Source organism: Falseniella ignava CCUG 37419, assembly GCF_000301055.1.
GTDB classification, from domain to species: domain Bacteria; phylum Bacillota; class Bacilli; order Lactobacillales; family Aerococcaceae; genus Falseniella; species Falseniella ignava.
In genome coordinates this window covers 692,695-707,827 of record NZ_JH932301.1, presented here as the reverse complement: position 1 = coordinate 707,827, position 15,133 = coordinate 692,695, and the positions used below count along the sequence as shown (strand labels likewise).

The following is a 15,133-nucleotide window of genomic DNA, read 5'->3' as shown; positions in this document are numbered from 1 at the left end:
ACTAAATTTTAAAGAAGCGCAAACGTTTGCGTATCTTTTCTTAAAATTATCAAGTATAATAGCAATGAGGTGAATGAAATGACAATTACAATCAAAGAAGTGGCAAAAGCTGCTGGTGTTGCTCCATCAACGGTTTCACGGGTTATAGCGGATCATCCATCCATCAGTGAAAAAACGAAACAACGCGTACGAGCCATTATGGATGAGCTCCACTATTACCCTAACTACAATGCCAGACAGCTAGTGAATCAACGGAGTAAAACGGTGGGCATCGTCTTACCTGAAGCGAATGATGCCTTCTATCAAAACCCCTTCTTCCCAACCGCTTTACGTGGCATTAATGAAGCGGCCAGCCGTCACCAATATTCTTTATTACTTTCAACAGGAGATGATGATATATCACGACTTGACCACATTAAGAAGATGATTTATGGCAAGCAAGTTGATGGCTTAATTTTCCTTTATGCCACACAAAATGATCCCATTTTATCCTTTGTCATCGACGAACAATTTCCATTTGTTATTATCGGAAATATTGATGGCATTCCGATGAATTCCATTGATAACGATAATATCCGGGTTGCAAAAGAAGCAACCGAATATCTATGGCAACAAGGATACCAACGTATTGCATTTATCGGCGGTGATGAAAAACAACAATTTATTCAACAGCGGATTAAAGGTGTTCAACAAGTGTTACAAGTGCACCATCAGCCATTAAGTGACGCCGATATTTATAATGGTTTTCCATTCTTAGAAAATGAAGGCTACCATATCATGAAACAAATTATGAAAACCAATCGATACAATGGTTTAGTTATCGGAGACCAACTTGTAGCCCAAGGTGTTTATCATGCCATTTTAGAATATGGCTTATTAAATGAATATCAACTCATTACTTTCAAACCCTATGAAGTTTATCAAAATTCAGATTATATTCATTACCCATACTTTAACCTTCATTCACAACAACTTGCTGATCGTGCGATGGAAATTTTAATTGAAATTATTTCTAACAAATCTGATTCTAAACATGAACGCTTTGTCTATGAATTAATTGCAGGAGATTTAGTTATTCCTTAATTATTCATATTCATACATTTTTTTCAGTGATTTTAATCGATCACTGTTTTTTTATTCACTGAACTTTTCGCAAATTACTTCAATGTATGCTATAATGATAGACACCACGCAAACGTTTGCGTTCGTAAAGGCTTTTTATAGGTTATAAAGGAGGAAACATGAATAAAATTAAACGTATTTTCAATTTTGAGTTTTTGCAACAATTTGGTAAAGCCTTAATGGTTGTCATTGCAGTAATGCCTGCAGCTGGGTTAATGATTAGTTTGGGAAAATCATTACCACTGATCAATCCCGAGTGGGGTTGGCTCATTAAATCCAGTGGTGTTATCGAAAATATCGGCTGGGGAATTATTGTCAATCTTCATTTACTCTTTGCCGTCGCAATTGGAGGTTCTTGGGCAAAAGAACGTGCTGGAGGTGCATTTGCTGCCGTTACTTCATTTATCTTAATCAATCGAATTACCGGTGCCATATTTTCTGTCACATCCGAAATGCTATTGGATCCAGAAGCGGTTACTCAAACGCTCTTTCACCGCACCATTCCGGTAAATGGATACTTTATTGATGTACTGGGTGCACCTGCACTGAATCTCGGAGTCTTCGTTGGGATTATTGCTGGTTTCCTCGGTGCCAATGCATACAATAAATATTATAACTATCGCAAACTACCAGATGCTCTGTCATTTTTCAACGGAAAACGATTTGTACCTTTTGTTGTCATTGCCTGGAGTTTAGTTGCTTCTTTAATTCTTGCAATCATTTGGCCTGGTATACAAACGGGGATTAATGCCTTTGGTCAATGGATCGCAACGTCACAAGATTCAGCCCCTGTCTTAGCGCCATTTTTATATGGAACATTGGAGCGGTTACTGTTACCTTTTGGACTGCATCATATGCTAACAATTCCAATTAACTATACTCAATTAGGTGGTACATACGAAATTCTGACTGGAGCACAAGCCGGTCAACATGTGTTAGGACAAGACCCACTCTGGTTAGCTTGGGCTTCCGACTTATTAAATTCCAAAGCTTCTGGGAATACGCAACAATTTGAGTATTTATTAACAAACTTTGTCCCAGCCCGTTTCAAAGTTGGTCAAATGATTGGTTCAACAGGAATTTTAATGGGGATGGCATTCGCTATGTATCGTAATGTTGATAAAGATAAGTTACATCGCTACAAATCAATGTTTACTTCAGCGGCGATAGCGGTCTTTTTAACGGGAGTTACCGAGCCTTTAGAATTTATGTTTATGTTTGCGGCGATCCCACTATACGTGGTTTATGCACTAATTCAAGGTGTAGCTTTTGCTTTAGCAGATATTATTTCACTTCGAGTTCATTCCTTTGGGATTATCGAGTTATTAAGTCGAACCCCACTCATTGTCAAAGCAGGTTTAACGCAAGATTTACTTAACTTTGTGATTGCCTCGATTGTATTTGCAATCGTCACCTATTTCATCGCTAATTATATGATTCAACGCTTTAATTATGCGACACCTGGTCGATTGGGTAATTACGACAGCGATCAAGATACCGCGAAAGAAAGTAGTAATGAAAGTTCAATAACGGCCAGTGGAAACGACCAAATCAATCAAATTATTCGTCTCCTCGGTGGAACCGATAATATTGAACAAGTCGATGCTTGCATGACCCGCCTTCGCGTTTCAGTCAAGGATCCCCAATTAGTTGGCAATGAAGATCAATGGAAACAAGCTGGTGCCATGGGATTAATTATACGCGAACATGGTATTCAAGCGGTCTACGGTCCAAAAGCTGATGCCCTAAAAAATGATATTCATGACGCGTTAGATCGAGGCGTTCAAATTCCTGGCATCCATTCAACAAATAATGATATCTAAAATTGATTGAAAGAATGCGGAGTATCCATACTCCGCATTTTAGGAGGCAAAGATGAAACTATTAACTTTAAACACTCATGCCTGGCTTGAATCGGCGGCAGAAGAAAAATTCGAACAGTTGGTTCAACATTTAATAGATGAAGATTATGACTGGATTGCTCTGCAAGAAGTCAATCAAACAATCGGAGGGGACATCGTCCCAAATCCATCACGCTTCCTTAAAACAGACCAACAACAGCCCATCTTAAAAGATAATTATGCTTGGATGTTAATTCAAGCGCTCGAAGCACACGGTTTGAATTATTATTGGGCATGGGCATACAATCATATCGGTTATGACCGATATGAAGAAGGGGTCGCTTTACTAGCTAAACAACCTTTCAATCCGCAGCGAGTCTTGCTTTCTGAGTCCGATGATCCAACCGATTATCATACGCGGGCTGCTTTAGTTGCTAACACTGAACACCTTATCGTTGGTTCATGTCACTTCTCTTGGTGGCAATCCGATGGGAGTGGATTCAAATATGAATGGGAACAACTCCAACTGAACGACAAACTGTCCGATAAAGGCATTATCTTAATGGGAGACTTCAATGCCCCAGCACACATTCGCCAACAATCTTATGATTTAGCGACTCGTTCCCTAAATGATGCTTATCTTCAAGCCAAGGAAGTCTCGGGAAATGCTACCGTTCCTTCGGGCATTGATGGTTGGAAAGATACAACTTGTGAACAGCGGATTGATTTAGTGCTCCTCAGTAATGAATTTGACGTTCGCCGTTATCAATCTGTATTAGATGGTTCTCATGGCCCCATTGTCAGTGATCACTATGGCGTACAAGTTGATTGTTCTTATACATCAACTCACTAGTATCTTATATATAAAAACCCCATTTACTGACTACGAATGTTGTAGTACCAGTAAATGGGGTTTTAATTAATGTTCTTCGTATATTTGTAAGATTTCTTCAGCCAATTCTTCGATTGATTTGTTTTCAATATTCACAATTGGAATTCCAAGTTGATGATACAAATCTAATGCATAGCGATACTCTTCTTTAATCCGCTCTATATTCGAATAACTCGCATCTTCAGGTAATCCTAAGTGCTTGATTCGTTCTTTGCGGATTGAAGCCGTATATTGAGGTGATGCAATCAATCCGAACACTTTTTCTTTAGGAAGATCATACACTATATCCGGAACAGGACTTTCTGGAAAAAGTGGTAAGTTCGCTACTTTATATGAACGATTTGCTAAATACATACTGAGTGGTGTTTTTGATGAACGCGAAATACCTAATAGAACGATATCTGCAATCGGATAACCACTTCGGTTTTTACCATCGTCATACTTTACCGCAAACTCAATTGCTTGAATTCGGTCAAAGTAAAAATCATCTAAAGTATGTAAGGTGCCACTTCTTTCAAGAGGAGCATAACCTGTACGTTGCGAAATCGCATTAATTAATTCATTAATCGGATTAATATAGATGATGTCATGTGTTAAAGCATAATTATGTGCCACTTCATCAAACTTTGGATTCACTAATGTCGCGACAACAACGGCTTGCTGCTGCTTCGCTTCATCTAACACTTGAAGTAATTCCGTTTCTGACTCAATAAAAGGAAATCGTCTCAACTTTGAATGACTTAAAGCTGGAAATTGCGCTAATGAGGCATTGACGACACGCAAAGAAGTCTCACCTACAGAATCCGAAACAATATAGAAGTCTAATGCTTTATCCATACTCTAGTCCTCTCCTGTCATCTCAACTACCAAATTAACGATATTGGTCTTGGAAATTTTTCCAAGTACCGATTCATCAGCATCTAATACCGGCAGCGAATCCACTTCATGTCTCACAATTAATTGAGCTGCCTGCATGACCGTTTGGTCCCCTAAAATCGTTACAATATTTGGCATTCGTGTCATAATTAATGCAATCAACGTATCAGGGGATTGACCCATTGCCAACCCTTGAAGTAAGTCTTTACGAGAAACTACACCCATTAACCGAGTTTCCCCATTCTCACAAACATAAAGTGATCCGGAATCATGCATAAATAACTCTACCACGGCATCTTGTATCGTCATATCGGGATGCACTACAACAGGTTGTGACATAATTTCCTGTACTTTAGTTTGCGATAATGTATCTTTTAAAAAGGATGGGGTATTCATTCCGCGATAAATGTAACCTACTTTTGGTTTGGCATCTAAGATACCTGTTTTAGTTAATATCGCAAAATCACTACGCAATGTTGATTTGGTCAAACCAATCGCTTCCGCAATTAGGTCACCTGTAATCGGTTCTTGTTCTTTAACAATCTGGATAATACGTTCTTGGCGTTGACTTAATTGCATTAGCGCACCCCTCACTTCTTTTTTATTATATTACAATGGTCTTCCAGAATCTAGTGCTGTGCGATTTCCGCTTGAGCAGCTGCAATGATTGCGATTGGGATTCTAAATGGTGAACATGAAACATAGGTAAAGCCTAGTTGCTTAAATAGTTGGATAGATGCAGGGTTTCCACCATGTTCGCCACAAATACCTAATTTAATAGTTGGTTTAACTTTACGAGCCCGTTCAACAGATATTTGTAATAACTCCGCAACAGCTACCGTATCTACTTGTTGGAATGGGTCAACTTCTAAGACGCCTTGGTCGAGGTAATGATGAAGGAATTTTGCTACATCATCTCGTGAAAATCCATAGGTCATTTGCGTTAAATCATTCGTACCATAACTAATAAAGTCCGAAACTTCTGCAATTTGATCCGCTATTAAACAAGCTCTTGGTGTTTCAATCATTGAGCCAATGTGATAAGTCATCTCCCAGCCTTCTTGTTCGATAATCGATTCAAGATGGGCTTCCATACGTTTTTTCAAGTAAGTAATTTCTTCTTGACTACAAACTAATGGAATCATAATTTCAGGCACAATTTGACAATCTGGTTGACTCATACGCGCTGCTGCTCGAATAATGGCTTCTGCTTGCATTAAATAAATTTCCGGATAGGTCATTGCTAGACGACACCCACGATGACCTAACATCGGATTCTGCTCGGCTAAATTCTTAATCCGTGAACCAATCTCTTCAGGAGCTACCGACAATTCATTTGCAACTTTGGCAATTTCTTGCTCAGTCTTAGGTAAGAATTCGTGCAGTGGTAAGTCTAATAGGCGAATGACCGCACCACGATCTTTAATCACGCTATAAATTGATTCAAAATCAGCTTGTTGAATTTGAACAATTTGATCCAAAGCAGCTTGTCGTTCGTCAGATGATGAGGCTAAGATAAATTGACGAATGGATTTTAAGGCCGCTGGTGGGAAAAACATATGCTCGGTTCGAACTAATCCAATCCCTTCAGCGCCAAATTTAAGCCCTTGTTCAATATCCAATTTCGTTTCCGCATTCATACAGATTTTTAACCCTGCTGCAGATTGTGCCCATTCAAGGATTTGATCAAAATAATGATTTTCATTATTAATCGAACGTTCAATTTCACCAAGATAGATTTCTCCGGTGTCCCCATTAACTGAAATCATGTCACCTAATTTCAATTGGCCCCCTGGATAATCAATTACTTCACTAGTTTCATTGACCGATAACGATTCACAACCGGTCACGCAACATTTACCCATCCCTCGAGCAACTACAGCTGCATGAGAAGTCATCCCACCGTGACAAGTGACAATTGCCTCGGCCATATTCATCCCTTCAATGTCTTCTGGAGATGTCTCGTGTCTCACTAAAATCACACGTTTACCTTGCTGTGCCCATTCTACTGCTTGTTCGGACGTAAATACTACGGCACCACTGGCAGCTCCTGGACTAGCTGGTAACCCTTGATCTGAAATAATTCGTGCTTCTGCTAATGCTGCAGGATTGAAGCTTGGATGAAGTAATTGCGAAATCGCATTCGCATCCAATGTTAATAAGGCTTGATCTTTTGACACAATTCCTGCTTCAACCATCTCAACTGCAATACGGCAAGCAGCTTTAGCGGTACGTTTTCCTTTACGTGTTTGAAGCAGATAAAGACGCCCATCTTCAACGGTAAACTCGATGTCCTGCATATCACGATAGTAGCGCTCTAATTCTTTGACTTTGGTGTAAAGTTCTTCGTAAATCGCTGGATGTTGTTCTTTTAATTTGGCAATCGGTTCAGGAGTTCGAATTCCCGCTACCACGTCCTCGCCTTGCGCATTTAATAAATATTCACCATATAATTCATCTTCACCTGTCGCTGGGTTTCGCGTAAATAATACGCCGGTTCCACTCGCTTCATTTAAGTTCCCAAAGACCATCTCTTGAATATTGACTGCAGTTCCTAAATTATGTGGAATATGATTTAAACGGCGATACGTTCTAGCACGATCATTATTCCAAGATTGAAAGACAGCTTTTACAGCACCATAGATTTGTTCATAAACATCTTGAGGGAACGGATGGTTCAGAAGATTTTGAAACAATTGTTCATAGCGAGTAATAATTTGTTTCAAATCCGCTGCCGTCAATTGATAATCAAAGCGATAGTGGTTTTCTTCTTTGACTTCATTTAAAATTTCATCAAAATAAAGCATTGGAATTTCATAGACAACATTCCCATACATTTGAATTAATCGGCGATAACAATCGTAAGCAAAGCGTTCATCTCCTGTTACTTTACCAAGCGCTTCAACATTCTTATCATTTAATCCGATATTTAGGATTGTATCCATCATTCCAGGCATCGAAAACTTTGCCCCACTTCGCACTGATACGAGTAATAAGTTGTTGGGATCATTGAACTTTTTCCCTGTCCGTTCTTCTAACTCCAACAGATGTTGGTTTAATTCTTCTAAAAGTGATTCATTCAGTTGACCTTGCCCCTCATCTAAATACTCTAAACAAGCTTGTGTTGTAATCGTCAACCCGCTCGGTACCGGCATCTTTAACCGTGTTAATTGTGCTAAATTACTTCCCTTACCTCCTAGTAAATCAGACATCTCGCCATTACCTTCATTGAATGAATACACACGTTTCATTATAACACTCCATTCTAAATATATGTGATGCATTATTGTTTGTTTAAATTATATAATGCATCTTAATAAAAGTAAATAGTTATTTAAAAGTGTTTTCATTCTTATTTTTCTAAATAGTGCATCATAAAATTATGCGTCGCATAAGCGACGCATAATGCAGTGTTATTAAATCTTTTCATAATGTTGATAGAGATAATTTAAATCTTCAATTTGTAACTTAAGTTGACTTCCGATGGTTGTATCTTTTACTAACGTGCGTTTTGGCACGCGCTCAACGAGTCGTTTTAATGAAATTACGTCTTGCTTACGTTCAACCGCTTCTTTAGGAGAAACAAAGGACTGGTGGGCAACAAGCTGCATACCCCAACTGTTGGAGAGTAACGTATAACCTGCGATTCCTGTTGTTCGGTGATATGGCTTAGAATAGCCTCCATCGATACAAATTAATCGACCATTTCCTTTCACTGGGTTCTCACCATCCTTTTCTCGAATGGGTGTGTGTCCGTTAATAATGTGACCTGATGTTGCTAAGTCAAACTCTTCCAATATATTGACGCAAACAGCTTCTTGCTCACGCAAAGCATAATAAGGATTTTTAATTTCTCGATGTGTCTCCGGCGCATCAATATAATAGCGTTCAAAAGTTTTCATGGCGTGCTTCCCAAAGAGCGGTGAAGCAGGACCACACCACAAATACCATAAACAATCAGTCGCAAAATTATCCGATATCGTAGGGGATTGAAAACTTTGATAGACTTGACGCTCGAAAAAGTCATAAAGAGACCGCCCTTGTAAGGCTTTCCCTTGAAGTTCGATGGTTTGAAAATGGCCATCCTCTTCCAACGGCAAGCATCCATGAATTAACAAGTTACCATTGTATATCAAATAGAGAGAGCCAATATCCAGCATAAAGCGCATATGCCGTTCAAACCGTTCACTAATTCGAAATGCATGGAGTAATCGTTCCAATAATTTTTGTTCTTCATCTGTTAACAAACTTGGATTCGATGGATCGAGTGTTGGCGCAGAGAAATCTTTGAGCGTATAAGTCTCTCCTGCCAAATTAATTGTTTGCTGTGCGAAATCAATTTTTGATAGCATATCACGTGCATCCATTTTAAATTCTGGACGACGTCGATAGAGTTGAGTTTCAAGTTTTGCTTGAAGAATCATCGTCGCTTGCTGAACGCAATTATAGTCATCCAGCTCAGCTTGACTTAACGAAGGCCCTTCATCTTGCTTTGGAATAAATGCAGCCTTAGGTGTATAATAACGCGTTGCATACTCAAAGAGAGGTCTTAAATTAATGCCATATCTTTCTTCTAACACACTTAAGTTGCCATAACGCGCACTAATTCTAAGAACACTTATCATGCAGAGATAGCTTCCTGCTAGAATTCCTAACCAAATCATATCATGATTTCCCCATTGAATATCGATGGACGGAACTTCCATTAATCGGTCCATTATTTGATCTGGAGCTGGCCCGCGATCATAAATATCACCTACGACATGCAAATGGTCTACGGTAAGTTGCTGGATCACAATCGCAAGATGTCGAATTAATTGTGGCGCTTGATTACGTTCGACAATATTTTGAAGTATCGATTCATAATAAGCTTGTTTATTGGGTATCGGATTGAGCTCATAGAGCAATTCATCCATAATATAGCGATACTGTTTAGGGAATGTTTTCCGTACTTTTTTTCGGGTATACTTTATACTGGCATATTTGACCACTTTTAATAAATGTTCAATACTTTGTCGATACCAATCTTTCAATGCCTCTTCACTTAGACGTTCTTGTTCGAGATGAAGCTTATCTGTTGGATAATAAATTAATACTGCTAAATCATCAATATCTACTTGCGCGGTTGGCTCTGCTTCAAAAGCCCCTTTGACTTTTTCTTTAATACTCCCCGATCCGTTGCGCATTACATGATTAAACGCCAGAAACTCCCCATGTAAATCACTAACAAAGTGTTCTGTTCCTTTAGGCAATTCCATAATGGCTTCAAGACTGATAATTTCAGTTAGAACATTTTCTTTTGTCTTGAATTTTTCTTTCAGCAATTGATAATATTTTGTATCACTCATATCGATTTTCCCTTCTCAAAATGAGGTTATACTAACTGTTTAATGCGCTGTAACTGTTGCTTAGTAACTTCTCCCCATGAATGTCTTATAATACGTTGATAAATCCGATCATCAAATGGTATCCCTTCGAGCGTTCGGTCAATTTGTTTTGCAATCGCTGCTTCTAAACGTTCAACATAAGCTGGAATATCTTCTTCATAAGGTTCGTCTTGATTTTTAAGTCTAGGTAAGCCTACGTATTCAATTACATCCGATTGATTAACTGTAGGGCCTAATAATTCCATCAATCCTTCTATTTCCGTCACAACAACGCGCATCTGACAGGCCAGTGCTTCAATAGCAATCAATCCCATTCCTTCATAATAACTTGGTAAGACAAAAATATCTGCTTGCTTCATATATTCTGCTAAATGCGCTTGGCTTTTCACATCAAAGATATTAAAGTCATCCAAATGTTCGGCATAATTGTACAATAGATCTCGATTTTTGTCATCGATACTACCGATTATAGAAAACTTCAACATCGGATAGCGTTGTTTCAATGCTGGATAAGCTTGCGCTAATTGATAGACTCCTTTTGCATGAGCAATTTTACCCGCATAGACAACTTCAATTGAATCATGAGAGCGAAGAACGCCTTCGGTATTGAATAATTGCTGATTAAACCCAGCGGCAGAAACAAAAATTTTCTCTTCGGGGACTTGGTAAAGTTGATGAATTTGAGCTTTATCTTTATCAGAGAGCGCAAATACTAACGCTAATTGGTCAAGATGTTTCACATAGCGTTCAGCCAATATCGGATGTTGCAAAGTTTGACGAATATCTGTTACGTGGCAAACACCGACTATCGGAATATTAGGGAAAAGTTCGACAATCATTGAAGTCAAATACCACAAGTGGTGCGCAATGATAATATCTGGTTGAAAATGTTCTTTAGCATGATTCAATCGTTCTAGAAATGCTTGTTGCCATTGTTCGACCATCGCATCGGTCATTTGACTATAAACTGTATTCTCGTAAGGCATCTCATCAGACATCCCTGCAATTGGAAAAGGGAGTGTTTCAGTTTTAAACACAACCGGATTTTCATAAGCAACATTCAAATCAACCTGGTAAGGAGATTGAATCCCATAGATTGCTCCTTGAATCAAATCAGTATCATGACTTAAACCATCGATTAGATTCGTGTAGTAAACACCACTGCCTGTGCGTACAGGTAATTGCGCTAAAACATGTAATACTTTCATTATAACCTCCTAAGATTTTATCTCGATTAATTCCTCGAATCCTTGAACATAAATTTTTTGTCCTACTTGATACATCTTTTGATTCAAAACTGTGATCTCTACATTCTGATAAGTTTGATTCGATGCATAGATTTTCAGGGTTTCACCTTGAAAAATGATTTGATCAATCGTCATCGGAACGCCTTGATCAGTAATTTCTAATCTTTCTGGCCGAATAAAATGGTGATCAATTTTATTCATTTCCCCGACAAAATTAGCGACAAAATCATTTGCCGGTTGATCGTATATTTCCCGTGGGTCTCCTGTTTGAACGATTCTTCCTTGATTAAGCAGTACAATTTGATCTGCCATTTCGAAGGCTTCTTGTTGATCATGGGTCACTAAAATGGTTGTAATGTTCAACCGTTGTTGAATCGATTTGATCTCCAATCTCAAATTCGAACGCATTTTTGCATCCAAATTACTTAAAGGTTCATCCAGTAACAATACCTTAGGTTCGACCACTAAACTACGGGCCAAAGCAACACGTTGTTGTTGCCCCCCTGATAATTGGTGAATATGTTTATGTCGGTGATTATACAATCCCACAATTTCAAGCATTGCTTCTGCTTTTTGTATTCGTTCTTCTTTCGAATAACCTTGAAATTTTAACCCATATGCAACATTATTTAAGACCGTTAAATGCGGGAACAAGCCATATGACTGGAAGACCGTTGATACAGGGCGTGACTCTGGTGGCAGTGATGAAATATTTTGCCCATCGATAATAATATCCCCCGTATAATCTGTCAAAAAACCACCAATTGCATTTAGAATCGTAGTCTTACCACATCCTGAAGGTCCGAGTAAACACAATAGTTTCCCTTCTTCTACGCCAAAGTGAATATCATGCAAAACTTGATTCGAGCCGTAAAATTTATTAAGCTGATTAACCTCTAGAAACATTTACTTCACCCACTTTGCTAATCGATTGATACTTAAATAAACTAAAATACAAATAATCATAATATAGAAAGCGATGACCGATCCAATATCATATCGACCTCGCGCAATCACATCAAACATGACAATGGTTAATACTTTGTGACGTGGATACATTAAGAATATAATTGAACCTAAGGTAGTCATTGTACTAATAAAAGCATTCATAAATGATAAAATCAGTCCACGAATCGATAATGGCAAAATACCATCGCGAATGACATCACTAAACTCTCCTCCTAAGTCCTGAATACTTCGCAACGTATTACGATCGATTGCTTGCATCGTTGATTTCCCCATCTGACTCGAGAAAGGCAACTGCTTAAACAATACATTCGTCACAATGATCGTTGCTGTACCGATTAAATAAAGTGGCTGATGATTAAACGCTAAAATATAACCTAGCCCAAAAAAGGTTCCCGGAATTACATAAGGTAATGTCGCAATAAAATCAATCCATTTCATAATCTTAACTTCTCGAATCACACCGTAATACCCAATCAGTAAGCCAAAGATACTACCGAAGAAAGCTGCAATCAGACTAAATCGAACACTACGCCAAATCGTGGAATCGATATAAGGCATCGCTTCTTTAAAATTAATCAACGTGAGGATGCGCTGTCCTTGTTGCATTTTTGTAAATGCTGAAAGTAAAATGGTTAAATATTGAAGCGAAATCCAAACTAGCATAAAAATAGCAACGAACCTCAAGATCTGAAATAGCCATCCTTTTCGCGGTAAATTACCATTGGATTGATCTACTTTTTGACTAGATGATACACTTCCCATCAGCTGTCGATTATATATTAAGAAAATAACAATCGCAGGAATTAAGATTAATACGTTTATCGTAGCTGCCTTTTGAAAATTCCCTTGCGCAATAACTGAGAGGTAACCTTCTGTTGCCAACGTCGTAAAATTACCTCCGATAATGGTTGGCGTACCAAAATCTGCTAACGTCCGAATAAAAGTCAGAAATGTCGCAACCATCACGGCTGGTTTTATATTGGGCAGAATAATATCGATTATCGTCCGAGTTGTCGATGCATGTAAGGAACGTGCACTTTTGATGATATCTTCGTCAAATTGATTTAACGAACTAATCAAAATCAAACTATTCATCGATAAAAAACCAAGCATTTGCATCAACGCGACCCCCCACATACCATAAGGCATCAGTCGCAACTTGAATATTCCATAAGTAATCCAACCGCGACGACCAAATAACGTAATATAACTTAACGCCGTGACAAATGGCGGACTAATCATCGTAACCCCTAAAATGATACTGACCACTCTTCGGATACTTTCAGGCGATAAATAGTAATAGAGTGCAACCGCCAGACTCGAAATAAGCGATAGGATGGTCGTGATGCAAGCAAGCTTTAAGGAGTTGGTAATCAACGTTGGATTCTCAAAAAGATGTCGATAATACGTAAAATCAAAAACCTGATCAGAATAAAAACTCCGAATAATAACTTGAATAAATGGATATAATATAAAAATAAGTACGAGTGAAACTAACATCAATAAAATAAAACGATCAAGCCATTGATTGAAACGACTCGTTTTTTGAGCTCGATGCATCGAATGATCTCTTCCTTCCTGCTAATAATAAAATCGCTTGCTCTAGACCTGATAAAAAACCGAACTCCCCAAACAGCTTGCTTAAAATTTACCATAATGACTTATGATAATACAAACTTTGGAAAGTTCGGTTAAATGATTCAAGCTTTATTGTATTGGCTATAAATCAATCTTATTGTTCGTCTAATTTAGATCCAGCAATCTCTGTGAAGCGAGAAAGAATTGACTCACGTGAAGAACCAAATGTTAATAAATCTTGTTCAACTAATTTATCAACTGGAAGACCTAAATCAAAACCTTCAACACCTTCTACAATCAATTGTGCACTATCTTTACCGTCAACTTCAGCAATAATTTTTTGTGCTTCTTCCGTTAACATAAAGTCGATAAATGCATGTGCAACATCAGTGTTTTCAGAGTTAGCAAACATCGCTACTCCTTCTGGTACCCATGGAATACCATCTTCAGGGTAAACAACTGTTAAGTTATTATCTTCAGCTAAATCAAATGATTTTTTATCTGCTGGAATAATACCAATCGTAAATTCACCTTGTAATGTTTTCTCTTCTGGGTCTTTACCACGTTTACCATAGAATGGTATATTTTCATTTAATTTTTCAAGATATGCCCAACCTTCTTCTTCACCGAATAGGTCTAATAAGCCTTTAACAGCTGCATAGTTTGTTCCAGATACGGATGGATCACTCATAATGACTTCATCTTTATATTGTGGATCCGCTAAATCAGCCCATGAAGTAGGAACATCTAATCCTAACTCTTCAATATTGTCATTATTAATTAAAAATCCTACAACCGTTAAACCTTTCGCAAACCAAAAACCATCTTCGTCGTAGAAACGAGAATCTACTACGTCTGGATTTTCAAGTTCGTGCTTTTCAAGGTATCCTTTTTCTTTAGCGGATTGGAATGCATCAAGTCCACCACCAAACCATACATCGGCCATTGATTTTCCTTCTGCTTCAATTCGAGCTAAAACTTCGCCACTGGACATTGATAAGAATTCAACTTCCGCACCTGTTTTTTCTGTAAACAAGTCAAAAAGTGGTTTATAAGCCTCACTTGTTGCAACAACATTCAATGTGCGACCTTCAAACTCTTTTTCTTCTGCTTTCACTGAAGTGAATGGAATAAGTGATCCCATTAACATTGTAAATGCAACTAAAGCGACGGCAATTTTTCGAATAAATTTCATCGAATCATCCTTTCTAATTGATATGT

Annotated in this window: 11 protein-coding genes; 3 read left to right on the top strand and 8 right to left on the bottom strand. The window is 38.2% G+C overall.

Going from position 1 to position 15,133, the window contains the following annotated elements; translation table 11 throughout:
- The first annotated feature begins 78 nt into the window (after window positions 1–78).
- From HMPREF9707_RS07490 to HMPREF9707_RS07480, 3 genes are all read left to right on the top strand, one after another.
- Window positions 79–1,083 carry a LacI family DNA-binding transcriptional regulator gene (locus HMPREF9707_RS07490; protein WP_006702095.1) on the top strand — a complete coding sequence of 335 codons (1,005 nt, stop codon included), beginning with the start codon at window positions 79–81 and terminating at the stop codon, window positions 1,081–1,083.
- 158 nt (window positions 1,084–1,241) lie between these two features.
- Entirely contained in the window at window positions 1,242–2,945 is a 1,704-nt protein-coding gene (locus tag HMPREF9707_RS07485; RefSeq protein ID WP_006702094.1) for a PTS transporter subunit IIBC, read from the top strand.
- A gap of 52 nt (window positions 2,946–2,997) precedes the next feature.
- Window positions 2,998–3,816, top strand: a complete 819-nt coding sequence (locus HMPREF9707_RS07480) for an endonuclease/exonuclease/phosphatase family protein (protein WP_006702093.1) — start codon at window positions 2,998–3,000, stop codon at window positions 3,814–3,816.
- Window positions 3,817–3,882: 66 nt separating this feature from the next.
- Here the strand turns inward: HMPREF9707_RS07480 and HMPREF9707_RS07475 are convergent, their stop codons facing one another.
- The 8 genes from HMPREF9707_RS07475 to HMPREF9707_RS07440 all read right to left on the bottom strand — a co-directional run bounded on the left by HMPREF9707_RS07475 (window position 3,883) and on the right by HMPREF9707_RS07440 (window position 15,107).
- The gene (locus HMPREF9707_RS07475; protein WP_006702092.1) at window positions 3,883–4,692 is read right to left on the bottom strand and encodes a pyruvate, water dikinase regulatory protein; all 810 of its coding nucleotides are present in this window, start codon (window positions 4,690–4,692) and stop codon (window positions 3,883–3,885) included.
- Between the two features lie 3 nt (window positions 4,693–4,695).
- Window positions 4,696–5,310 (bottom strand): helix-turn-helix transcriptional regulator, encoded by a 615-nt coding sequence (locus HMPREF9707_RS07470; RefSeq protein ID WP_006702091.1) that lies wholly within the window; start codon window positions 5,308–5,310, stop codon window positions 4,696–4,698.
- A gap of 50 nt (window positions 5,311–5,360) precedes the next feature.
- A complete protein-coding gene (ppdK, locus tag HMPREF9707_RS07465; RefSeq protein ID WP_006702090.1) occupies window positions 5,361–7,982 on the bottom strand; it encodes a pyruvate, phosphate dikinase in 2,622 nt (873 codons plus the stop codon).
- A gap of 165 nt (window positions 7,983–8,147) precedes the next feature.
- On the bottom strand, window positions 8,148–10,079 hold the full coding sequence (locus HMPREF9707_RS07460; protein ID WP_006702089.1) for a fructose-bisphosphatase class III: 1,932 nt from the start codon (window positions 10,077–10,079) through the stop codon (window positions 8,148–8,150).
- Window positions 10,080–10,105: 26 nt separating this feature from the next.
- Window positions 10,106–11,326: a glycosyltransferase family 4 protein gene (locus HMPREF9707_RS07455; RefSeq protein WP_006702088.1), complete on the bottom strand. Its 1,221-nt coding sequence runs from the start codon at window positions 11,324–11,326 to the stop codon at window positions 10,106–10,108.
- Window positions 11,327–11,335: 9 nt separating this feature from the next.
- Window positions 11,336–12,271 (bottom strand): ABC transporter ATP-binding protein, encoded by a 936-nt coding sequence (locus HMPREF9707_RS07450; protein ID WP_006702087.1) that lies wholly within the window; start codon window positions 12,269–12,271, stop codon window positions 11,336–11,338.
- Entirely contained in the window at window positions 12,272–13,894 is a 1,623-nt protein-coding gene (locus tag HMPREF9707_RS07445) for an ABC transporter permease (RefSeq protein ID WP_006702086.1), read from the bottom strand.
- 172 nt (window positions 13,895–14,066) lie between these two features.
- Window positions 14,067–15,107, bottom strand: coding sequence for an ABC transporter substrate-binding protein (locus HMPREF9707_RS07440; protein WP_006702085.1), 1,041 nt, complete (start codon window positions 15,105–15,107; stop codon window positions 14,067–14,069).
- Window positions 15,108–15,133: the final 26 nt, after the last annotated feature.